At 69.6% G+C, this 22,590-nt stretch carries 19 protein-coding genes; 15 read left to right on the plus strand and 4 right to left on the minus strand.

Annotation, left to right across the window (positions count from 1 at the left end; translation table 11 throughout):
- Positions 1–109 precede the first annotated feature (109 nt).
- The gene (locus tag QM841_RS13035; protein ID WP_283332329.1) at positions 110–565 is read left to right on the plus strand and encodes a hypothetical protein; all 456 of its coding nucleotides are present in this window, start codon (positions 110–112) and stop codon (positions 563–565) included.
- Between the two features lie 17 nt (positions 566–582).
- Here QM841_RS13035 and QM841_RS13040 read toward each other — a convergent pair whose 3' ends face one another.
- From QM841_RS13040 to ypfJ, 3 genes are all read right to left on the minus strand, one after another.
- A complete protein-coding gene (locus QM841_RS13040; protein ID WP_283332330.1) occupies positions 583–1,299 on the minus strand; it encodes an SRPBCC family protein in 717 nt (238 codons plus the stop codon).
- 53 nt (positions 1,300–1,352) lie between these two features.
- Positions 1,353–1,928 carry an ArsR/SmtB family transcription factor gene (locus tag QM841_RS13045; protein ID WP_283332331.1) on the minus strand — a complete coding sequence of 192 codons (576 nt, stop codon included), beginning with the start codon at positions 1,926–1,928 and terminating at the stop codon, positions 1,353–1,355.
- A gap of 65 nt (positions 1,929–1,993) precedes the next feature.
- Positions 1,994–2,920 (minus strand): KPN_02809 family neutral zinc metallopeptidase, encoded by a 927-nt coding sequence (gene ypfJ, locus QM841_RS13050; RefSeq protein ID WP_283332332.1) that lies wholly within the window; start codon positions 2,918–2,920, stop codon positions 1,994–1,996.
- Positions 2,921–3,063: 143 nt separating this feature from the next.
- Between ypfJ and aspS the strand changes: the two genes are divergently transcribed.
- From aspS to aroB, 14 genes are all read left to right on the plus strand, one after another.
- Positions 3,064–4,872 (plus strand): aspartate--tRNA ligase, encoded by a 1,809-nt coding sequence (gene aspS, locus QM841_RS13055; protein ID WP_283332333.1) that lies wholly within the window; start codon positions 3,064–3,066, stop codon positions 4,870–4,872.
- A 70-nt stretch (positions 4,873–4,942) separates the two neighbouring features.
- Complete coding sequence (locus tag QM841_RS13060) at positions 4,943–5,914, plus strand: DUF389 domain-containing protein (protein ID WP_105421877.1); 972 nt, start codon at positions 4,943–4,945, stop codon at positions 5,912–5,914.
- Complete coding sequence (locus QM841_RS13065; protein WP_283332334.1) at positions 5,914–8,493, plus strand: circularly permuted type 2 ATP-grasp protein; 2,580 nt, start codon at positions 5,914–5,916, stop codon at positions 8,491–8,493. The genes QM841_RS13060 and QM841_RS13065 overlap by 1 nt, the downstream gene beginning before the upstream one ends.
- Entirely contained in the window at positions 8,490–9,440 is a 951-nt protein-coding gene (locus QM841_RS13070; RefSeq protein ID WP_280782185.1) for a transglutaminase family protein, read from the plus strand. Before QM841_RS13065 ends, QM841_RS13070 begins: the two co-directional genes overlap by 4 nt.
- 65 nt (positions 9,441–9,505) lie before the next feature.
- On the plus strand, positions 9,506–10,681 hold the full coding sequence (locus tag QM841_RS13075) for a phosphotransferase family protein (RefSeq protein WP_009480406.1): 1,176 nt from the start codon (positions 9,506–9,508) through the stop codon (positions 10,679–10,681).
- Positions 10,682–10,735: 54 nt separating this feature from the next.
- Complete coding sequence (locus QM841_RS13080) at positions 10,736–12,172, plus strand: replication-associated recombination protein A (protein WP_016880315.1); 1,437 nt, start codon at positions 10,736–10,738, stop codon at positions 12,170–12,172.
- Between the two features lie 88 nt (positions 12,173–12,260).
- The gene (gene alaS, locus QM841_RS13085) at positions 12,261–14,933 is read left to right on the plus strand and encodes an alanine--tRNA ligase (RefSeq protein ID WP_283332335.1); all 2,673 of its coding nucleotides are present in this window, start codon (positions 12,261–12,263) and stop codon (positions 14,931–14,933) included.
- Between the two features lie 2 nt (positions 14,934–14,935).
- Positions 14,936–15,472, plus strand: a complete 537-nt coding sequence (gene ruvX / locus QM841_RS13090) for a Holliday junction resolvase RuvX (protein WP_105421869.1) — start codon at positions 14,936–14,938, stop codon at positions 15,470–15,472.
- Entirely contained in the window at positions 15,469–17,178 is a 1,710-nt protein-coding gene (locus tag QM841_RS13095; protein ID WP_283332336.1) for an endolytic transglycosylase MltG, read from the plus strand. Before ruvX ends, QM841_RS13095 begins: the two co-directional genes overlap by 4 nt.
- Entirely contained in the window at positions 17,168–17,995 is an 828-nt protein-coding gene (locus tag QM841_RS13100; RefSeq protein ID WP_283332337.1) for a shikimate dehydrogenase, read from the plus strand. The genes QM841_RS13095 and QM841_RS13100 overlap by 11 nt, the downstream gene beginning before the upstream one ends.
- Positions 17,996–18,029: 34 nt before the next feature.
- Positions 18,030–18,689, plus strand: a complete 660-nt coding sequence (locus tag QM841_RS13105) for a prepilin peptidase (RefSeq protein WP_283332338.1) — start codon at positions 18,030–18,032, stop codon at positions 18,687–18,689.
- A 75-nt stretch (positions 18,690–18,764) separates the two neighbouring features.
- Positions 18,765–19,952, plus strand: coding sequence for a chorismate synthase (gene aroC / locus QM841_RS13110; RefSeq protein ID WP_009480413.1), 1,188 nt, complete (start codon positions 18,765–18,767; stop codon positions 19,950–19,952).
- Positions 19,953–19,990: 38 nt separating this feature from the next.
- Positions 19,991–20,497, plus strand: coding sequence for a shikimate kinase (locus QM841_RS13115; protein WP_005241678.1), 507 nt, complete (start codon positions 19,991–19,993; stop codon positions 20,495–20,497).
- A gap of 94 nt (positions 20,498–20,591) precedes the next feature.
- Positions 20,592–21,704, plus strand: coding sequence for a 3-dehydroquinate synthase (gene aroB / locus QM841_RS13120; RefSeq protein WP_283332339.1), 1,113 nt, complete (start codon positions 20,592–20,594; stop codon positions 21,702–21,704).
- 86 nt (positions 21,705–21,790) lie between these two features.
- Here aroB and QM841_RS13125 read toward each other — a convergent pair whose 3' ends face one another.
- The gene (locus QM841_RS13125) at positions 21,791–22,537 is read right to left on the minus strand and encodes a B-4DMT family transporter (protein ID WP_283332340.1); all 747 of its coding nucleotides are present in this window, start codon (positions 22,535–22,537) and stop codon (positions 21,791–21,793) included.
- Between the last annotated feature and the right edge of the window lie 53 nt (positions 22,538–22,590).

Here is a 22,590-nt window from a genome sequence, read left to right on the forward strand (position 1 = left end):
GACCGATGTTTCTGCGTCGACACTAGCCAAGCGCACGAGTAACGCTCCCCGCATTCCCGGAGACAAGGGGGAGAGAGGTTCGCCCGACGCACAACGACCGAGGAGCGCCATGCCTGTGGGAAATCTGGTTGTCCGATCGGCGGTGGTGGGTTCGCTCGCCGCGGCCGCACTACTCGGTGCACCGGCCGCCGCCGGGGCGGATGCTGCGACGCTGACCCCCACCTACACGATCGGGCACGGTCTGAACCCCGGCGACCTCAGCGTGTGCGGAGGGCGGATCGACGCCCACGCGTCGTCCGATTACCCGGAGTCGTACGGTCCGAACTACGTGCTGTTGACGACGTACTTCGTGGGCCCCTCCCGGGTCTGCATGGTCGACGGCACCCTGCATTGGCGCAACCTCGACACCGGCGCCTCCGGAACGAAGCAGTGGGCGTTGAGCGGATGGGACGGTCCGGGCGCGCCGACAGCCGTGTACTTCGATCCGGGGGCGGGCCGGGTCAGCATCGAGATCGCCACGAGCACCCCGAACATTCCGGGGAGGGGCGAGTTCACGGCGTCCTGAGCGGAGGTGTGCCGGGTTCAGGCGAAGGCGTTGTCCAGCCAGGACTTCCACGCGTCCTGCGACTTCTTTTGGTCGGCACCCGCAGTGAACAGGTGGTGCGCCGCGTCGACCGTTCCGCCGAACGCGTTGCGGCCGTAGAACCGGTACAGCGCATCGGCGGTCCGGATGCCGATGAAGTGCGGCGTCAGGTAGTCGACGACACCGTCGACGGTGCCGAAACCGGGCACGTCGACGGACACGGCGTCGCCTGCGGCGGAAGTGTCGGTCAGCCCCAGCGCGCCGCGGAGTGTGGCCATCGCGCCCGGACCGGTGGACGTATCCGGGCCGGCGGTCGTGATGAAGGTGGCCGCGCGGCCTGCGAAGTACTGGACGTACTGGCCGAGGCTGTGGAGGTAGAACGTGGTGTGCTTGTCGGCGCCGTCGTACTGCGCGTCCCAGTCGTCGGTGAAGATGCCGCTGTGGACGTAGCGCAGCGCCGCGGTGCCGCCCTCGCGGGCCTCGATGAGGTATTCGAGGGCGTTGAACCATCCGTCGGGACCTTCCTGGCGCACGGCGAACTTCTGCGGCGGCTCCCACGCGACGACGGTCGGGTCGTCCGGTCCCTCGCTGCCGACGCCGGGATCGAGATCGGAGGGGAACATCCACCCGCCGGTGCCGCTGGTGACGGCGGCGAACACCTCTTCCGGGGTGGCGTTCAGGACGACCTCGCGGCGAATCTCGAAGTTCTGGGACATGGCTAGCTCTCCTCGTGACAGTTGTCGGGTGACTTCGCTTGCTCGGACGGTGTTTACAGGCTGGGGTGCAGTGCGACGACGAGTCGGTGTCTGCGGCCGTTCGGGGCGTTCTCGTCGTGGTATCGGGCCACCAGGTGCTTCACGGACTCGCCGAGTTCGTCGGCGAAGGCGGACCGGTCGGCCGCGGACGCGAACCGGATCTCGCTGTCGATCGCGTAGGTGGCCAGCGGCTGACGCGCCGCGGTGGCGCCGGCGATCAGCTCGCCGACCTCACGCACCAGGCGCGCGGCCAGTGCCACCAGCCAGCGGGCCGACAGTTGGTCCGGCGACCGGTCGGGATCGGGGGCGAGGGCGGCGAACGCGGCGGGGGAGATGACGTACGACGCCGCGGTGGCCTGGAAGACCCGTTCGGTGACGTTGCCCTTCCTGCGTTCCTCGACGAGTTCGACGAGGCCGTGCTCCTCGAGTGCCCGCAGGTGGTAGTTGGCCTTCTGCCGCGTCAATCCGACCGTCGCGGCGATGGAACTCGCCGAACCGGGTTCGGCCAGCGCCGCGAGCAACCGCGCCCGGACCGGGTCCAGGGAGATCTCCGCGGCGGCCGCCTGATCGATCACTGCTACGTCCAACATGCGTCAACTCTCACACTGACAGTAAATTCTGTCAAGACAAAAATAATTGTCGGTGAGTCGGGTGGTCAGCGCAGCGCGGGTGGGTTGTTCAGATCGCGCGCCGAATAGGTGTCGCAGGCCTGGACCTGACCCGTCCGGTACCCGGTGGCGAACCACTTCTGGCGCTGCTCCGAGGAGCCGTGCGTCCAGCCCTCCGGATTCACCCGGGCGCCCGCGGACTGCTGGATCCGGTCGTCACCGACCGACGAGGCGGCGGAGAGGGCGTCGTCGATGTCGGTGCCGGTCAGGGTGTTCAGGAACGGCGGCCCGCCGTCGGGGCCGGGGAGGCTGTCGGCGTAGTGGGCCCACACGCCCGCGTAGCAGTCGGCCTGCAACTCGGTTCGGACCGCGGCCGAGTCGGCGCCCCGCGGGTCGGCCTGTGCCCGCCCGATGTCGCCGAGCTGATTCTGGATGTGATGGCCGAACTCGTGCGCCACGACGTACTCCTGCGCGAGCGGTCCGCCGCTGGACCCGAAGCGGTCGACGAGAAGCTGGAAGAAGCTGGTGTCGAAGTAGGCCGTCGAGTCCGCCGGACAGTAGAACGGTCCGACCTCGCTGGTGGCGTTGCCGCAGCCGGTGTTGACCGAACCGGAGAACAGCACGACCTCCGGCGGCACGTACGCGGTGCCGGTCTGTTTCGCGAGCTCCTGCTCCCACACGGAGTCGAGACTGCCTGCGGTGAACACCACCCGGCAGTTCACGTCGCGGTTGGCGTCCGCGCCGGTCTCGCATCCGGCGAGGCCCGCGCCGGAATTCTGGGCGGAGGAATCGGTGGTGCCGCTGAGGCCGCCGAGTAGCGAGCCGGGATCGCCGCCGAGGAGCAGTGCGAGGACCAGCACGATAAGACCGCCGGCGCCGCCGCCCATCGCGAACTTGCCGCCGAGGCCACCGCCGCCCCCGCCGCCGACCGACACCCGGCCGGAGTCCATTCGGGCGCCCTCGTTGAAGGTCATGTGTCGTCGCTTTCTCTGCAGTTTTCCGGTGCGTGCCGATCGAGCCTCGCACGTGAAGCGGGTATGCGTTTCCGCTCACGCCCGGTGTCTCCGTAGGATCTCAGCCAACGAAGTAGCTTGCCCCATGTTTCGAAAGGAATCCCGTGCTGCGCACACATCTCGCCGGTTCATTGCGAGCCGAGCAGGCCCAGCAGACCGTAACCCTCACCGGTTGGGTTGCCAGGCGTCGTGATCACGGCGGGGTGATCTTCATCGATCTACGTGACGCGTCGGGTGTCTCCCAGGTGGTGTTCCGGGAGGGCGCCGCCGCCGAGCAGGCTCACCGTCTGCGCGCGGAGTACTGCGTCAAGGTGACCGGTGTGGTCGAGGTGCGTCCCGAGGGCAACCAGAACTTCGAGATCCCCACCGGGGCCATCGAGGTCAACGTCACCGACCTCGAGGTCCTCAACGAGAGCGCGCCGCTGCCGTTCCAGCTGGACGACCATGCCGGTGAGGAAGCGCGCCTCAAGTACCGCTACCTGGACCTGCGCCGTGAGGGCCCCGGCCACGCCATCCGGTTGCGGTCCAAGGTCAATGCCGCGGCCCGCGCCGTGCTCGCGCACCACGAGTTCGTCGAGGTCGAGACGCCCACGTTGACGCGGTCGACGCCGGAGGGCGCCCGCGACTTCCTGGTTCCCGCGCGACTGCAGCCGGGCAGCTTCTACGCGTTGCCGCAGAGCCCGCAGCTATTCAAGCAGCTGCTCATGGTCGGGGGCATCGAACGCTACTACCAGATCGCGCGCTGCTACCGCGACGAGGACTTCCGCGCGGACCGCCAGCCCGAGTTCACCCAGCTCGACATCGAGATGAGCTTCGTCAACCAGGACGACGTCATCCTCCTCGCCGAGGAGGTTCTGTCGTCGCTGTGGAAGCTGGTCGGGCACGAGATCAAGACGCCGATCGCGCGCATGACGTACGCGGAGGCGATGCGTCGCTACGGCTCCGACAAGCCGGACCTGCGCTTCGGCGTCGAACTGGTCGAGTGCGCCGAGTTCTTCAAGGACACCACGTTCCGGGTATTCCAGCAGGAGTACGTCGGCGCGGTCGTCATGCCCGGCGGTGCGAGCCAGCCGCGTAAGCAGCTCGACGCCTGGCAGGAATGGGCGAAGCAGCGCGGGGCAAAGGGTCTGGCGTACGTGCTCGTCGGCGAGGACGGCACGCTCGGCGGACCGGTGGCCAAGAACCTCACCGACACCGAACGCGAGGGCCTCGCCGCGCACGTCGGGGCGAAGCCGGGCGACTGCATCTTCTTCGCCGCCGGCACCACCAAGTCGTCGCGTGCGCTGCTCGGTGCCGCGCGTGGCGAGATCGCCCGCAAGCAGAACCTCATCGACCCGGACGCGTGGGCTTTCGTGTGGGTCGTCGACGCACCGCTGTTCGAGCCGACGGCGGACGCCACCGCGAGCGGCGACGTCGCGCTCGGCTACAGCGCCTGGACGGCGGTGCACCACGCGTTCACCTCGCCCAAGCCGGAGTCGATCGACACGTTCGACACCGACCCGGGGTCCGCGCTCGCCTACGCCTACGACATCGTCTGCAACGGCAACGAGATCGGTGGCGGCAGTATCCGTATCCACCGCAAGGACATTCAGGAGCGAGTGTTCAAGGTGATGGGCATCTCCCACGAGGAGGCCGAGGAGAAGTTCGGCTTCCTGCTCGACGCGTTCGCATTCGGCGCCCCGCCGCACGGCGGCATCGCGTTCGGCTGGGACCGCATCACCGCCCTGCTGGCCGGTGTCGATTCGATCCGCGAGGTCATCGCGTTCCCGAAGTCGGGCGGCGGCGTCGATCCCCTGACCAATGCTCCGGCTCCGATCACCGCGCAGCAGCGCAAGGAGTCCGGGGTGGACGCCAAGCCGGAGCCGAAGGGCGATGCCGCTGCGGCCGAGCCCGACGCACCCGCAGCCAAGTAGGCGGGCCCGCCGGCGCGATCTGCCGGCAGGACTCGATTGACCGGACGACGCGGAACAGCCGGGGGACACGATGTTGCACCTGCGAGTGATCTGTCCGGCCGAGCGCACCGAGGACGTCCTCGGTGTGCTCGCCGCGGAACCCGGGGCCACCCACGTGGTGGTGCTGCGCGCCGCCGCGATCGACCCCGCCGGCGACGCGATCCAGACCGACGTGGCCCGCGAGTCCGCGAACGACGTGATCGACGCGCTCGAGGCCCTGGGAATCGATCGCACCGGCGCGATCACGGTGGTGCCCGTCGAAACGGTGCTGTCGAAGTCCGCACACGACGCGGAGAAGGCGGCTCCGGGCGATCCCGCGGACAGCGTCGTGTGGGAGGAACTGGTCAGCCGGACGCGCGAGGAGTCGACACTCAACGGCACCTTCCTCGCGTTCCTCACCATCGCCTGCCTGCTGGCCGCGGTGGGTGTGGTGACCGACTCGCCGATCACCGTCGTCGGGGCCATGGTGGTGGGGCCGGAGTTCGGTCCGCTCGCCGCGCTCGCCGTCGCGCTGATGCGGCGCAAGCTCGGTCTGGCCCGGCGATCGCTGATCGCCCTGCTCTTCGGTTTCCCGTTCGCGATGGCGGCGACGCTGGTCGCGACGCTGCTGATGGAGCGGGTCGGCTGGATGGACTTCGAGAGCATCGAGTCCCTCGACCAGGTCGACTTCATCTACCGGGTCGGACCGCTCTCACTGATCGTCGCGCTCCTCGCCGGCGCGGCCGGCATGCTCGCGCTCGTGTCCGCGAAGTCGGCGGCACTCGTCGGCGTCTTCATTTCGGTCACCACCGTCCCCGCGGCGGGATTCGCCGCCGTCGCGGTCACCGTGGGCGAATGGCGCGTCGCGGCGCTGGCGGCGCTGCAACTCGGTGTCAACATGGTGGGCATCGTGATCGCAGGCGTCCTGGTTCTGGCACTGCGATTGCGCAGCGGCGGCGATCCCCGCCGGCTCCTCGAGCAGGCGCGGAAAGAGCGGTCCGTGGCACAGAGGCGGAGGGCCTGATGATCGTGTCGCCCCACGACGGCGCGGGCTACGACGAACTCTTCGACGACGGCGGCGACGTCCGGGACCCGTGGGCGGAGCTGGCCCAGGACTTCACCGGAGGCGGGCCGGACTCCGTCCGCCGCCTGCAGTCCCGCATCCGGCTTCTCGTCGACAACCACGGGATCACCTACAACCCCCTCGACGGATCGGACGCCCCGACCGTGCCGCCGCGGTGGGAGATCGACGCGGTCCCGCTGATCGTGGCGGCCGAGGAATGGGAGCAGCTCGCGGCGGGCTTCGTGCAGCGCTCCCGCCTCCTCGACGCGGTACTCGCCGATCTGTACGGAACGATGGCGCTCGTCCGGAGCGGCGCCGTGCCGGCCCGCACGGTGTTCGGACACCCGGGGTACGTCCGTGCGGCGCACGGCATCACGGTGCCGGGCCGCCATCAACTGTTCCTGCACGGACTCGACGTCGGCCGCGGGGCCGACGGCACGTTCCACGCGCTGCGCGACCACACGCAGTCGCCGGCAGGCGCCGGCTACGCGATGGCGGATCGCCGCGTCGTCGCCCGGGCGATGCCCGGCATCTACGAGAGCGTGGGCCCGCGTCCGCTGTCCTCCTTCGCCCAGTCGATGCGGCTGGCGGCGATCGACGCCGCCCCCGCGGGCACCGAGGACCCCCTGGTCGTGGTCCTCAGCCCCCGTACTCGGTCCGAGGCGGCATTCGATCAGGCGTATCTCGCGACCGTCCTCGGCTTCCCGCTCGTGGAGAGCGCCGACCTGGTGGTCCGCGACGGCCACGTGTGGATGCGCTCGCTCGGCAACCTGGAACGCGTCGACGTGATCGTCCGGCGGGTGGACGCCGACCTCGCCGACCCCCTCGACCTGCGCCCCGACTCCCGGTCGGGCGTGGTCGGGCTCGTCGAGGTGCTGCGACGGGGAGCGGTGACCGTCGTCAACCCTCTCGGCAGCGGAATCCTCGAGAACCCGGCCCTCACCCGGCTGCTCCCGGACCTGTGCCGTCGTCTCCTCGACGAGGACCTACTCCTGCCGTCGGTGCCGAGTTTCTGGGGTGGCGACCGGTCGGAGCTGTCGCACATCCTCGCGAACGTCTCGTCGATGGTGCTGCGCGCGGTGCACGGGGGGTCGCCGATCGTGCCCGCCGAGCTCGGTGCCGCCGACCGGGACACCCTGCTGGACCGGGTGCGGGCCGAACCCGAGCGGTGGGTCGGGCAGATCGTCCCGGACCCCTCGTATGCGCCGGCGGCCGACGGATCCGGGGACGTCTTCCTCGCACCGGTCGGGGTGCGGCTGTTCAACGTCGCGCAGCAGGTCGGATTCACCCCCATGGCCGGAGGTCTCGGCACGTCCCTCGTTCCCGGGGCCGAGCGCGGCGACCGGCGTCACGCCGGCGCGAAGGACGTCTGGATCCGGCTGGCCCAGCGCACCGCGTCCACCGATCCGGGGGACGCCGCCGACCGCGACGGGGAAGCCCTGCCCACGTATGCGGCGACGACGTCCGACCTGATGACGTCGCCGCGCGCACTGACCGAACTGTTCTGGATGGGCCGGTTCGCCGAGCGCGCCGAGGGTGCGGCACGCCTGATGATCGCCGTCGGCGAGAAGTACCGCGACTACCGTCTGCGACCGTGGCTCGCGGGCGGCGGAAGCCTCCCGATCCTGCTCGACACGGTCCTGCGGGTCGCCGACGCCGGGAACCGCCCGCAAGGGCCCGATCGCGGTGCCGAGGCAGGCTCGGATCCGGTCGCCGACCAGCCGCGGGTGCGCTCGGAGTTCCGTTCGCTGACGGTCGACCCCGACCGGGACGGGTCGCTCGCGCATGCGGTCCGCGGCGTCGAGCAGGCCGCGCGGGCCGTGCGCGGGCAACTGTCGAACGACATCTGGGCCGTCCTCAGTTCCGTCGAACGCGCACTCGGGCAGGTCGCCGCCGACACGGCCGACGACGGTTCCCTGCTGTTCGAGGCGCAGTCCGCCGTACTCGGCGGGATGCTCGCACTGTCCGGAGTCGCCGCGGAATCGCTGGTGCGGGACACCGGCTGGCACGTCATGGACATCGGCAAACGGATCGAGCGGGCATCCACCCTGATCGCGCTGGTGGAGTCCACGCTGCGACGGAGGACGGACCCGGCGACCGAGCGGGCGGTGATCGAATCGCTCCTCGTCGCCACGGAGAGTTCCGTCGTCTACCGCCGCCGCAATCGGAGCATCCGCCCGGCCGCCGTGGCCGAGTTGCTGCTGTTCGACGTGAAGAACCCGCGGTCGCTGGCGTTCCAGCTCGAGGCGCTCCGTGCGAATCTGGCTGCACTGCCGGACGCCTCGGGTGCGTCGCGTGCGGAGCGGCTCGTCGAGGACATGGTCAACACCGTGCGACGCGTCGATCCTGCTCGACTCGAATCGGTCGACGCGAACGGGTCCAGGAAGGAGCTGGGTGAGCTGACGACCACGATGCGCGCACTGCTGAGCGAACTGTCCGACGTGATGCTGAAAGGTCAGCTGTCGCTGCCGGGCGGCACCCAGCCGCTGTGGGGTAGCGGGACCACGTGGAGCGCCGCGCAGGGCGGGGTTCCCGCATGACCGATGTGTCGCCCCGCGCGGACGAGGCAGCGGAACGGCCGGTGCTGCGCCGATACAAGATCACCCACCGCACCACGTACACGTACTCGGGGCCGGTGTCCTCGTCGTACGGCCGGGGTTATCTCCTGCCCCGCGACACCGAGGAACAGCGATGCGTGAGTTCCGTCGTCGACATCTCGCCGGCGCCCGCAGACCGTTCCACCGGGTCCGACGTGTACGGCAACCGGGACCTGTACTTCCAGGTGAGCACGCCGCACGAGGAACTGGTCGTGGCGGCCGAATCCGAGATCGAGGTCTACGGACCCGACAAGACCCGACTCGCCGCCGCACCCGCGAACGCGCCGTGGGAGTTGTCCCGCCCCGTGGGAACCGAGGGAGCGATGGCGCAGGAGTTCGTGCTCGACCTCGAACCCCCCGAGATCAGCGACGCGGTCCGCGAGTACGCGGCGCCGAGTTTCCCGCCGGAACGGCCCCTCGCCGACGCGGTGGTCGATCTCACCACGCGCATCCATCGCGACTTCCAGTACAAGTCGGGGTCGACGTCGATCTCCACGCGCGTCGCGGAGGTGCTCGAGAAGCGGTCGGGGGTGTGCCAGGACTTCGCCCGGCTCGCCATCGCCTGCCTGCGCTCGCGCGGACTGGCGGCCCGGTACGTGTCCGGCTATCTGGCGACGCAACCGCCGCCCGGCAAGGAACGGATGATCGGCGTCGACGCGACCCACGCCTGGGCGGCCGTGTGGATGCCGGGGGACCGGTGGCTCGCCTTCGACCCCACCAACGACCAGCTGGTCGACGAGCGGTATACCGTGGTCGCGTGGGGCCGGGACTACGCGGACGTGCCGCCGCTGCGCGGTGTCATATACACAGAGGCACGAAACAGCACCATTGCGGTGTCGGTTGACGTGGCGCCGATCGAAGTGCTCGCGCCGGATCAGCCGAAATGCTGAAATTCATCCGGGCTTCCGGTGGAGGACTCGATGATCCGTGTCACTAGCAGGTAAGTTGGTCCGCGATGACTGCAATACTGGCAGACCCCGTTTCAGAGGTAGTTGCCGCAGCCGAGAAGCTGCTCACCCGTCGCACAGGGGCACCCGTGACACTGGTGGATCCCGTGGATCTCGGCGGTAGTGGCCGCACCATCGTGCTCCGCGTGCGCGTGGCGGAGAATCCGTTCTCCCTTCCACGGACGTTGGTGATCAAGCAGGTCCGCGAGGAGTCCGGGGTGTCCGGCGCGCGGGCCGTCGATCCCGACGATCTCACCGGCGACAGCCGCAGCGCCTTCCTCCGGGAGGCCGTCTCGTACCAGTTCGCCACGGCGCTGGCGACGGACAGCCGCCCCGGAGCCGAACTGCTCGCATCCGACCTCGACGCCCGGCTCCTCGTGCTCAGCGACCTCGGGGACGCCACCCCGATCAGCGCCCTGCTCGAGCACTCCGACTCCGACACCGTCACCAACACCCTGATGGCGATGGCCCAGGCGCTCGGCCGCATGCACGCGGCCACCGTGGGCCGCGAGGAGGACTTCACCGCGCTGCTGCGCCGCGCCGAGGTGGCGCACTGCGACGACACCGTGGCCGAACAGGTGGAGCGCGCGGTGCCCGCCGTGCCCGGCCTGCTGTCCGAGATCCTCCGCGTCGATGTCTCCCCGGACCTGACCGATCAGGTGGCGCGTGCCGCGAAGCTGTTCGAGAGCGGCCGGTTCCGGGCGTTCAGCCCCTCCGACCTGTGCCCGGACAACATCATCGTCAACGACGAGGGCGTGCGGTTCCTCGACTACGAGTGGGGCGGTTTCCGCGACGCCATGCTCGACATCGCGTACGCGCTGGTCTCGTTCCCCGGCTGCCTGTGCAGCATCGAACTGTCCGAGGACCGGACGCAGGCGATGATCGAGGCCTGGCGTGCGGAAGTCGTGGGGATGTGGCCTGCGCTCGCCGACGACAACGTGCTCGCCGCCCGCATGGTCGAGGCGCAGCTGATCTGGGTGTGGCTCAGCACCTACCTGTTCCTACCGGAGAACCACACCCGCATCGCCGCCGTCCGCGAACACCACCTGTCCGTGCCGCGGTCCGAGGCGCTGACCCAGCGCTGGGACAAGCTGGCCCGCTCGGCCGATCACGCCGGGAACACGGTGGTCGCCCACCACGCCCGCGTCATCGCCGACAAGATCCGGGGACTGTCCGTCGGCTGACCCACGGTCCGGCCGGACTGGGTCGGACGGTGCGGTTCCAGTAGCGTCGAACTTGTGAGCGATCTTTTCGGTTCGGATGTCGGCGAGGACGAGTCGGCAGGCCTGTTCGAGACGGCGCAGCCCGACGAGGCGGCATCGGCCCCGCGATCGGTTCCCGGTCCCGTGTCGGTCGACCACCACGCACCGCTGGCCGTGCGGATGCGTCCCCGCACGCTCGGCGAGGTGGTCGGGCAGCAGCATCTCCTGGGCCCCGGCGCGCCGCTGCGGCGCCTCGTGGAGGGGTCGGGGGCCGCGTCCGTCCTCCTGTACGGTCCGCCCGGCACCGGCAAGACCACGCTGGCGTCGCTGATCTCGGGGGCCACCGGCCGCCGCTTCGAGGCACTGTCCGCGTTGTCCGCCGGGGTGAAGGAAGTGCGCGGCGTCATCGAACTGGCCCGCCGCCGCCTGCTCGCGGGCGAGCAGACGGTGCTGTTCATCGACGAGGTGCACCGCTTCTCCAAGACCCAGCAGGACGCCCTGCTAGCGGCGGTGGAGAACCGGATCGTGCTCCTCGTGGCCGCCACCACCGAGAATCCCTCGTTCTCCGTGGTGTCCCCGCTGCTGTCCCGCTCACTCGTGCTGCAACTGCAGTCGCTGACGGCGGACGACATCGAGAACCTTCTGGAGCGGGCGCGCACCGACGAGCGGGGTCTCGGCGGGGAGATCGAGATCGCGGGTGACGCGATGGACCATCTGGTGCGCCTCGCGGCCGGCGACGCCCGCCGGGCGCTCACCGCGCTCGAGGCGGCGGCGGGCGCTGCGCTCGACCAGGCCGGCGACGCGGACCGTCCGGTGCTGCTGGACCTCGCGACCGTGGAGGCGAGCGTCGACAAGGCGGCCGTCCGCTACGACCGTGACGGCGATCAGCACTACGACGTGATCAGCGCCTTCATCAAGTCGATCCGCGGTTCCGACGTCGACGCCGCCCTGCACTACCTGGCCCGGATGCTCACGGCGGGCGAGGACCCCCGCTTCATCGCGCGGCGGCTGGTGGTCCATGCCAGCGAGGACATCGGCATGGCCGACCCCACCGCGCTGCAGACCGCGACCGCCGCCGCGCAGGCAGTACAGCTGATCGGTATGCCCGAGGCCCGCCTGGCCCTCGCCCAGGCCACGATCCACCTCGCGACCGCGCCCAAGTCGGGGGCCGTCATCGCCGCGCTCGGTGCCGCGATGGCGGATGTCGCGGCCGGAAACGCCGGGCTCGTCCCGCCGCATCTGCGCGACGGCCACTACGCGGGGGCGGCGAAACTCGGCAACGCCGTCGGATACCGCTATCCCCACGATCACCCCGACGGGGTACTGGCGCAGCAGTATCCGCCGGACGAGCTGGTCGGTGTCGACTACTACCAGCCCACCACTCACGGCGGTGAGCGGGACATCGCGGGGCGCGTGGACAAATTGCGCGCCATCGTCCGCGGCACGAACCGTCAGGGTGGCCGGTTAAGCTGAATGTTGCCGAACTGCGCGGTGGACGCGTGGTTCGCTCCGCTTGTTCGACCCATCGTTGCCCTCGAGACAGACAATAAGGATCACTGACGTGCAGACCCACGAGATTCGCCGGCGCTTCCTCGACCATTTCGTCAAGGCAGGCCACACCGAGGTACCCAGCGCCTCGCTGATTCTCGACGATCCGAACCTGCTGTTCGTCAACGCCGGGATGGTGCAGTTCGTGCCGTTCTTCCTCGGCCAGCAGACGCCGCCGTACCCGAGGGCGACCAGTGTCCAGAAGTGTGTGCGCACCCTCGACATCGAGAATGTGGGCATCACCACACGGCACAACACGTTCTTCCAGATGGCCGGCAACTTCTCGTTCGGCGACTACTTCAAGCGCGACGCGATCAAGCATGCGTGGGCGCTGCTGACCTCGAGCGTCGACGACGGGGGTTACGGCTTCGATCCCGAGCGCATCTGGGTGACGGTCTACCTCGACGACGACGAGGCCCGCGACATCTGGCGCGACGAGGTCGGCGTTCCCGAATCGCGGATCCAGCGCCGCGGCATGGCCGACAACTACTGGTCCATGGGCATTCCCGGCCCCTGCGGCCCGTGCTCGGAGATCTACTACGACCGCGGCCCCGAGTACGGCAAGGAAGGCGGCCCCGAGGCCGACGAGGACCGCTACATCGAGATCTGGAATCTCGTGTTCATGCAGAACGAGCGTGGCCTGGGCATCAGCAAGGACAACTTCGAGATCCTCGGCCCGCTGCCGAAGCAGAACATCGACACCGGCATGGGTGTCGAGCGCGTCGCGTTCCTGCTCCAGGGCGTCGACAACGTGTACGAGACCGACCTCGTGCGTCCGGTCATCGCGAAGGCCGAGGAACTGTCGGGCCGCAAGTACGGCGCCGTCCACGACGACGACGTGCGTTTCCGGGTCATCGCCGACCACGCGCGCACCGCGGCGATGCTCATCGCCGACGGCGTGAACCCCGGCAACGACGGGCGCGGCTACGTCCTGCGCCGCCTGCTGCGGCGCATCGTCCGGTCCGCGAAGCTACTCGGTGCCGACAAGCCCAGCATGCGGGAGTTCATCACCGTCGTCCGCGACACGATGGCGCCGTCCTACCCGGTCCTCGACACCGACTTCGGCCGCATCGAGACGGTCGCGGTGGGGGAGGAGACCGCGTTCCTCAAGACCCTCACGTCCGGCTCGAAGCTGTTCGAAGGCGCCGCCGAGTCGGTGAAGGCGTCCGGCAAGTCGACGATCGGCGGCGACCAGGCGTTCGCGCTCCACGACACGTACGGCTTCCCGATCGACCTGACCCTGGAGATGGCGGCCGAGGCCGGCCTGACCGTCGACGAGGAGGGGTTCCGCACGCTGATGGCGGAACAGCGGCAGCGCGCGAAGGACGACGCCCAGGCCCGTAAGCACGCGCACGCCGACCTGACCGTCTACAAGGAACTCCTCGACCGCGGACCCACCGAGTTCACCGGATTCCACGAATTGGTCTCCGAGGCACATGTTCTCGCGCTGATCTCGCAGGGGCAGCGGGTCCCCGTCGCGACGGCGGGCCAGGACGTCGAGGTCATCCTCGACCGCAGCCCCCTGTACGCGGAGGCGGGTGGCCAGATCGCCGACCTCGGTACCCTCACCGGCCCGGGCCTGCGGGTGAAGGTCAACGACGTCCAGAAGATCGCCAAGAAGCTGTGGGTCCACAAGGTGACCGTGCAGGAGGGTCAGCTCACCGAGGGCGACGTCGTGCTCGCGCAGGTCGACGCCGCGTGGCGCAAGGGTGCCACGCAGGGTCACTCCGGCACCCACATGGTGCACGCCGCGCTGCGACAGGTGCTCGGCCCCAACGCGGTTCAGGCCGGCTCGCTGAACAAGCCGGGCTACCTGCGTTTCGACTTCTCCTGGCAGGGCGCGCTGACGGAAGCGCAGAAGCAGGACATCGAGGTCGTCGCGAACGAGGCGGTGGCCGCCGACTACTCGGTGAACACGTTCGTCACCGATCTCGACAAGGCGAAGTCGATGGGCGCGATGGCGCTGTTCGGCGAGAACTACGGCGACGAGGTGCGGGTCGTCGAAATCGGCGGACCCTTCTCGATGGAGCTGTGTGGTGGAACTCACGTGGGCAGCTCCTCGCAGATCGGCAACGTCACGCTGCTCGGTGAGCAGTCCGTCGGTTCCGGTGTGCGCCGCGTCGAGGCGTACGTCGGGCTCGATTCGTACCGCTACCTGGCCAAGGAACGCGCGCTCCTCGCCGGTCTGTCGTCGTCGCTGAAGGTGCCCTCGGAAGAAGTGCCTGCCCGCGTCGAAGCGCTGGTGGAGCGACTCCGCGTGGCGGAGAAGGAACTCGAGCAGACCCGCGCGCAGGCGGTTCTCGCCGCGGCGGGCACGTTCGTCGACAAGGCGCAGAGGGTCGGGCCGGTGCTGCTGGTCGCGGATGCCGCCCCGGCCGGTGTCGGCGGCAACGACCTGCGTGGTCTCGTCACCGACATCCGCGGCCGGTTCGGCACCCAGCCCGCCGTGGTCGCGCTGCTCGGCGACGTCGACGGCAAGGTTCCGTTCGTGGTGGCCGTGAACAAGGCGGCACAGGAACTCGGCCTGGCGGCCGGCGACCTCGTGAAGGGATTCGGTCCGAAGATCGGCGGCCGCGGAGGCGGAAAGGCCGACATGGCACAGGGTTCCGGTTCGGACACCAGCGGAATTGCGGCCGCCCTCGACGCTGTCCGGGGACAAGTGGCGGACAAGGTGGGGAGCCAGTAGCGGTGGATCACGCGGAACAGGGTCCGGATCGACCGGGAGCCGACGACCCTGGGCGTGGTCGGCGCATCGGCATCGATGTGGGCAGCGTCCGGATCGGGGTCGCGTCGAGCGACCCCGACGGGATCCTCGCCACCCCCGTGGAGACGGTGCCCCGGTCCAAGGATCGGGGACCCGACGCGCCGGATATCCGGCGCATTGCCGACATTGTCGAGGAATACGAGGCCGTGGAGGTTATCGTCGGTCTGCCGCAGACCTTGCGGGGTGAACGGGGGAAGGCCGCCTCGATCGCTACTGTGTTCGCGAAGCGATTGCGAAGGAAGGTCGACCCGATACCGGTGCGGATGGCGGACGAACGTCTGACGACCGTCACTGCCGCACGGGCGCTTCGCGAGAGCGGTGTCAGTGCGAGGGGCCAGCGTCCTGTGATCGACCAGGCTGCGGCGGTGGCGATCTTGCAGGGATGGTTGGACGAGCGGAGCAGGTCGGTGAATGCAGGGGATTCAGGTGGGGACGTGCAGCTACCGGAGGGGGGCCAGTGAGCAATCATCGGCGACCCGCAGGTGAGCGACCCGAATTCGAGTACGTCCCCCGCGAACCCCGACGGCACCGCTACCTCGACGAGGACGACGACCACGTCGACTACGCGCCGCCCCCCGAGGACGACGACGTCGTCACCACGGGGCGCCACGCGGTGGTGTACGACGACCGTGAATTCGACGAACCCCACGCCGACTACACAGAGCCGGTGTACGAGCAGCCCGCGTACGAGAACCCGGTGTACGAGCAGCCGTTCGACCCCGAGCCCGTCTACGAAGACGGATACGGTCCCCGTTCGTACGGCGACGCCCGCGCCTACCGGGCACCGGCAGCCGACGAGCACGCGTACGACGAGCCTGCCTACGCCGACGAGCCGGTGCACGTCGACGAGCAGTACGAGGCCCACACCTATGCCGACGACCGCTACGACACACCGCCCGACGAGCCCGATGTCGCGTTCGCGGAGGCCGAGACGCAGATAATCTCCGCGATCCCCGAGGAGATCCCGCCGACGCGCGCCCACGCCCGCACGCAGGCCCGCCGGCGCAAACAGGCCACGGGACGCGCACGCAGGGGCAAGCTGTTCGGCGCCCTCGCCGCCGCGACGGTCCTGATAGTGCTGGTCGGCATCGTGTTCGTCGGCGGCAAGATGTTCTTCGGCGGTCCCGACGCGCCCGCGGACTACGCGGGCCCCGGTGGTCCCGAGGTGGTCGTGCAGGTTCATCCAGGCGACACCGCCGAGGAGATCGCCTCCACTCTGGCCGAGCGGGACGTCGTCGCCAGCGGATCGGCCTTCTTCAACGCCGCGGTCCAGAGCAACGCGATGAACTCGGTGCAACCCGGCTTCTACAGCCTCTCGACCCAGATCCCGGCAGATGACGCCGTGCAGGAACTGGTCGACCCCACCTCCCGCGTCGGGCAGATGATCATCTCCGAGGGCAGGCAACTCCACGACACCACCGATGTGCAGACCGGGGCCAAGAAGAAGGGGATCTACACCCTGATCTCCGAGGCCAGTTGCATCGGTGAGACCGGCCAGGAGCAGTGCATCAGTTACGACGATCTCAACGCCGCCGGCGCGGGCGACCTGTCCGCGCTCGGGGTACCCGACTGGGCGAAGGACGCGGTCGCCGGCGTTCCGGACCGGGACCGCCAGCTCGAGGGGCTCATCGCCGCGGGCAGCTGGGATTTCGACCCGACCGCCGGTCCCGCCGCCATACTCCAGAGGCTGGTCACCGAGAGTTCCGCGAGCTACGAGAAGACCGGCATCCTCACCGCGGGCAACCAGGTCGGACTCACGCCGTACAAGATGCTGATCGCCGCGTCCCTGGTGGAACGGGAAGCGATGCCGGACGACTTCTCGAAGGTCGCTCGCGTCATCCTCAACCGGCTCGCCGTCAACCAGGCGTTGCAGTTCGACTCGACGGTCAACTACGCGCTCGACACGACCGAACTGGCCACCACCGACGCCGACCGCGCACAGGTGACACCCTGGAACACGTACGCCAGCCCCGGTCTGCCCGCGACGCCGATCTCCTCGCCGAGCATCGGGGCGTTGCAGGCGGTCGAACAACCGGCGCCCGGCGACTGGATCTACTTCGTGACGGTCGATTCGAAGGGCACCACACTGTTCACGAAGAGCTACGACGAACACCTGGCCAACATCGACCAGGCTCTGAACAACGGGATTCTCAACAGTGGACGATGAAGTGGTGACCGCACGCAAAGCTGCGGTGCTGGGCAGCCCGATCGCGCATTCGCGCTCGCCGCACCTGCACCTCGCGGCGTATCGGGCGCTCGGTCTCACCGGGTGGACGTACGACCGGATCGAGTGCGACGGGGCGCGACTGCCCGGCCTGGTGTCCGGGCTCGGCCCGGAATGGGTCGGACTGTCCGTCACGATGCCGGGCAAGATCGCCGCACTCGAATTCGCGTCCGAGCGCACCGAACGGGCCGTGGTGATCGGCTCCGCGAACACCCTCGTCCGTATCGAGGGTGGCTGGCGTGCCGACTGCACCGATGTCGACGGGGTCAGCGGTGCGCTCACCGCGGGTGGTGTCGGAACCATCGCGGGCGCCGAGGCGGTCGTCGTCGGCGCCGGGGGAACGGCCAGACCCGCGCTCGTGGCGCTCGCCGACATGGGCGTGAAATCGGTGACCGTGGTGGCACGCGACGCGGGTCGCGCGGCAGGCGCACTGGGGTGCGCGGAATCGGTGGGGCTCGACGTCCGGTTGCTCGGCTTCGACAGCCCGGAACTCGGTGCCCGGTGCGCGGCGGCCGCCGCGCTCGTCAGCACCGTTCCGTCCGCCGCGATCACCGAGTACGCGGACATTCTCGGGCGGGCGCCGTTCGTGCTCGACGCGATCTACGACCCGTGGCCGACCCCGCTGGCAGCGGCCGTCGAGGCGGCGGGCGGCACCGTCGTCGGCGGTCTCTCGATGCTTCTGCACCAGGCGTTCGGGCAGGTGGAGCAGTTTACCGGTCGCCCGGCGCCGCGCGAGGCGATGGTGGCCGCTCTGGGCTAGTTGTCCACAGGCCGGACCGCTATCCACAGGTCGATTGTCGTGCCAGGTCATGGCGATCCACACGGTGATCCGGTCACGCATGCTGCTCGGCATGTGGTGGCTGATCGCGGCGAGTGTGGTGGCAGGTGCGGGTGCGGGCTGGGCAGCCCGCCGGACGGCCGGTCTGTTCGTGGGCACGGTGCGGGCGGGCTGGTGCGAGGCGGTGTGCGCGGTCGGCGTCCCCGCCACGGTCTGGGCCGGTACCACCGCATCCGCACTGTGGGTGCTGCCGTGTGCGCTCGTGTTCTGGTGGTGGTGTGTCAGTCTCGCCGCCACCGACCTGTGTGCACGGAAGCTGCCGAACCCGCTGACCCTGCCCGGATTCCTCGCGATCGTCGGCGTAGGCGCCGCGACCGGATCCGCGGCCACAGCCGTGATCGGCGGGTTCCTGTTGGCGTCGGCGTATCTCGCCCTGTACCTCGGCGCACCCGGGGCGGTCGGTGCGGGTGACGTGAAACTCGCGCTCGGGGTGGGCGCCGCCGCCGGGCTTGCCGGGGGAGAAGCCTGGGTGCTCGCGGCCGGGCTCGCGCCGGCGCTGACAGCGCTGGCGGGCTGCATCGTCCTCGCCGCCCGGCGTTCGCCGAAACCGCTCCCGCACGGCCCGGCCATGTGTGCCGCGACACTGGTTGCGCTGTTCGCCGTGCACATCGCGTGAACGAGTCCACGCCCGGCACACGGTTGGGAGGACCACCGTCACTGCCGGGCGCGGCGACATGGAAGGATATTGGGCGTGCTGCGCTGGATAACTGCCGGAGAATCCCATGGTCCCGCCCTCGTCGCGATGCTCGAGGGGATGGTCGCGGGCGTCGAAGTGACGTCCGAGGACATCTCGACCCAACTCGCGCGACGCCGACTCGGCTACGGCCGCGGCGCGCGGATGAAGTTCGAGGCCGACAAGGTCACCATCGTCGGTGGTGTACGCCACGGGCGGACACTCGGCGGACCGATCGCCGTCGAGGTGGGCAACACGGAGTGGCCCAAGTGGGAAACCATCATGTCCGCGGACCCGGTGGACGCCGAACTGCTCGCCGACCAGGCGCGGAATGCGCCGCTGACCCGCCCGCGCCCCGGTCACGCCGACTACTCGGGCATGCTCAAGTACGGATTCGACGACGCCCGCCCGGTTCTCGAACGCGCGAGCGCACGCGAGACCGCGGCCCGGGTCGCGGCCGCGACGTTTGCCCGTAGTTTCCTCCGCCAGGTGTTCGGTGTGGAGGTGCTGTCCCACGTGATCTCCATCGGCGCGTCCGATCCGTACGTCGGTCCCGAACCCACCGCGTCGGATCTGGCGGCGATCGACGCCAGCCCGGTACGCGCCTTCGACAAGGCCGCCGAGGAATCGATGATCGCCGAGATCGAGGCGGCCAAGCGTGACGGCGACACCCTCGGCGGGGTCGTCGAGGTCGTCATCCACGGTCTCCCCGTGGGTCTCGGATCGTTCATCAGCGGCGCGGACCGTCTCGACGCCCGTCTCGCGTCCGCCCTGATGGGCATCCAGGCCATCAAGGGTGTGGAGGTCGGCGACGGCTTCGAGACCGCGCGCCGTCGCGGCAGCCAGGCGCACGACGAGATGCGTCCGGGCCCGGACGGAATCCTGCGTTCGACCAACCGCGCGGGCGGCCTCGAGGGCGGCATGACCAACGGGGAGGCGCTCCGCGTGCGTGCGGCGATGAAGCCGATCTCGACGGTCCCGCGCGCGCTGGCCACCGTAGACATGTCGACCGGTGAGGAAGCCGTGGCCATCCACCAGCGGTCCGACGTGTGCGCGGTGCCCGCCGCCGGTGTCGTGGCCGAGGCGATGGTGGCGTTGGTCGTCGCCCAGGCGGCACTCGAGAAGTTCGGGGGCGACTCGGTTGCCGAGACGACCGCCAACTACGAGCGCTACGCGTCGGGCGTCGCAGCCCGGCTCGCGCGATGACCACCCGGTCTGTCGTCGCATCGGGGCGGTGACGGATGATGGCACCGAAAGCCGTGCTGGTCGGCCCCCCGGGAGCGGGTAAGTCCACGATCGGGCGGCGCCTCGCGCAGGCCCTGGACCTTCCGCTGTTCGACACCGACGTGGCGGTCGAGGAGGAGGCGGGACGCACGATCGCCGAGATCTTCGTCCAGGAGGGCGAACCCGCCTTCCGCGCCCTCGAGGAAGAGATCGTCCGGAAGGCCATCGAGAGCCACGAGGGGATCGTGTCGCTCGGCGGTGGATCCATCCTCTCCGAGCGGACCCGGGAATTGTTGAAGGGCCACACCGTGATCTATCTCGAGATCAGCGTGGCCGAGGGGCTCAAGCGCACGGGGACCAACACCGCGCGCCCCCTTCTCGCCGGTGGCGACCCCCGCCAGAAGTACACCGAGTTGATGCGCAAGCGCCGACCGCTGTACCGGCAGGTGGCGTCCATCCGGATACGCACGGACGGGCGGAGTCCCGCCCGCGTGGTGCAGCAGCTGGTGGCGAAACTCGCCGAGTGATCGGCGACCCCGGCGGAGTCGCCGAGTGATGGGCGACCCCGGCGGAACAGAGACATCCGAGAATCTCGGACAAGACGGAGCGGAGCAGCAGACAGTGACCGAACCGGTACGCGTACAGGTGCAGACGGCGAACCCCTACCCGGTCATCATCGGGCGCGGATTGCTCGGCGAGCTGGTGGACGAACTCACCGGCACGAGGACGGTGGCGATCTTCCATCAGCCGCCGCTGGCCGAGACGGCGGAGGCGGTGCGCGCGGCACTCGCCGAGAAGGGAATCGATGCGCACCGCATCGAGATTCCGGACGCGGAGGACGGCAAGGATCTGGCCGTGGCCGGATTCTGCTGGGAGGTCCTCGGCCGCATCGGGCTGACCCGCAGCGACGCCGTGGTCTCCCTGGGCGGCGGCGCGGCCACCGACCTCGCCGGGTTCGTCGCGGCGACGTGGATGCGCGGTGTGCGCGTGATCCACGTGCCCACGACATTGCTCGCGATGGTGGATGCGGCGGTCGGCGGCAAGACCGGCATCAACACCGAGGCCGGCAAGAACCTGGTGGGCTCGTTCCACGAGCCGTCGGCGGTGCTGATCGACCTGGCCACGCTGGAGACGGTGCCCCGCAACGAGATCGTCGCCGGAATGGCGGAGGTCGTGAAGACCGGCTTCATCGCCGACCCGGTGATCCTGGACCTCATCGAGAAGGATCCCGAAGCCGCCCTGGACCCGACGGGAACCGTTCTGCCCGAACTGATCCGGCGGTCCGTTGAGGTCAAGGCCAAGGTCGTGGCCGCCGATCTGCGCGAATCCGATCTGCGGGAGATCCTGAACTACGGGCACACCCTCGGGCATGCGATCGAGCGGCGTGAGCGCTACCGCTGGCGCCACGGTGCGGCGGTCGCCGTCGGGCTCGTGTTCGCGGCGGAGCTGGGGCGTCTGGCGGGACGCCTGGACGATGCGACGGCGGACCGGCACCGCACCATCCTGGAACTGGTGGGTCTGCCCACCACGTACGACGCGGACGCGTTCGGCCAGTTGGTCGAGGGGATGCAGACCGACAAGAAGAACCGGGCGGGCGTCCTGCGGTTCGTCGTGCTCGACGGGCTCGCGAAGCCGGGACGGCTCGAGGGCCCGGACCCGTCTCTGCTCGTGGCCGCGTACTCCGCGGTGGCGCGGGAGGAGAAGCCGGGCGCCGGCGGTGCCGTCCTGCTGTGACGTAGCGGCACGAAGTGAGACGCGGCGGTGTGAGCGAGTGCGCTCACACCGCCGCGTCGTCTGTCGGTGTGGTGAAGCCGAGGCTGTTACTCGCCGCGGCGCTGGTCGTCGGTGGTGCGCTTCCCGAGGTCGACGGGGTCCTGCCACGCGGTGTCCCCACCCTGCGGCTGATCGAGGTCGGACGTGTCCTCGCGGTAGTTGTGCACCGGTTCGAACACGGCCGTGTCGGCGTCGGACCCGGCGTAACCGGTGTCCGCGGTCTGCTCGTAGGCCTGGCCGGGATAGTTCTGTCCGTAGCCCTCGTCGTCGGCGACGGCTGCTGCTGCGGTTCCCCCCGCTGCGGCCCCTGCGGCCGTTCCGGCGCCGCGCGCCGTCGGGTGACGCTCGCCGCGGTCCTTCTCCGTCTTCCTGGACTCGCGGCTGACGAAGAACCGGCCGAGGAACACGGCGAGCATGGCAGGCACGAAGATCAGCAGGACCGTGAACGCGGCCCCGGACGTGATCTCGAAGAAGAACGAGTTCTGGGTGACGTTGAGGGACGGAATCAGGTTGGCCAGCCAGCTCCCCACACCCGCCACGATGCCGCCGAGCAGGGCCGCCTTCAGCCACAGCATCGTCAGGTCGGCGCCGTCCTCCGGCTCGGGGTTCCGGCGACGGTCCCGGATGCCGTCGATGCCGGCCCAGATCAGCGCCACGAACACGACGATCAGCAGTGCGAGCCATCTCAGAGCGGATCCCTGAAGGGGCCACTGTGTGATCGACACACCGAGGATCACACGAACGAAAACATGTATCAGGGCCATGCCGAGGCCGCGTACCACCCACGCATTCATGGGCACAGCGTAACGAGCGGGTTTTCACCCGTGTGGTCTAACCCACACGGCGC

This window comes from Rhodococcus sp. IEGM 1307, from assembly GCF_030056915.1.
GTDB lineage: Bacteria > Actinomycetota > Actinomycetes > Mycobacteriales > Mycobacteriaceae > Rhodococcus_F > Rhodococcus_F opacus_D.

Coding starts and splice junctions, on each gene's coding strand:
- QM841_RS13125 (WP_283332340.1), bottom strand. CDS start 22,537: ATGAATGCGTGGGTGGTACGCGGCCTCGGCATGGCCCTGATACATGTT.
- QM841_RS13065 (WP_283332334.1), top strand. CDS start 5,914: ATGATCGTGTCGCCCCACGACGGCGCGGGCTACGACGAACTCTTCGAC.
- ypfJ (WP_283332332.1), bottom strand. CDS start 2,920: ATGACCTTCAACGAGGGCGCCCGAATGGACTCCGGCCGGGTGTCGGTC.
- QM841_RS13035 (WP_283332329.1), top strand. CDS start 110: ATGCCTGTGGGAAATCTGGTTGTCCGATCGGCGGTGGTGGGTTCGCTC.
- QM841_RS13070 (WP_280782185.1), top strand. CDS start 8,490: ATGACCGATGTGTCGCCCCGCGCGGACGAGGCAGCGGAACGGCCGGTG.
- QM841_RS13045 (WP_283332331.1), bottom strand. CDS start 1,928: ATGTTGGACGTAGCAGTGATCGATCAGGCGGCCGCCGCGGAGATCTCC.
- QM841_RS13040 (WP_283332330.1), bottom strand. CDS start 1,299: ATGTCCCAGAACTTCGAGATTCGCCGCGAGGTCGTCCTGAACGCCACC.
- QM841_RS13075 (WP_009480406.1), top strand. CDS start 9,506: ATGACTGCAATACTGGCAGACCCCGTTTCAGAGGTAGTTGCCGCAGCC.
- QM841_RS13115 (WP_005241678.1), top strand. CDS start 19,991: ATGGCACCGAAAGCCGTGCTGGTCGGCCCCCCGGGAGCGGGTAAGTCC.
- QM841_RS13060 (WP_105421877.1), top strand. CDS start 4,943: ATGTTGCACCTGCGAGTGATCTGTCCGGCCGAGCGCACCGAGGACGTC.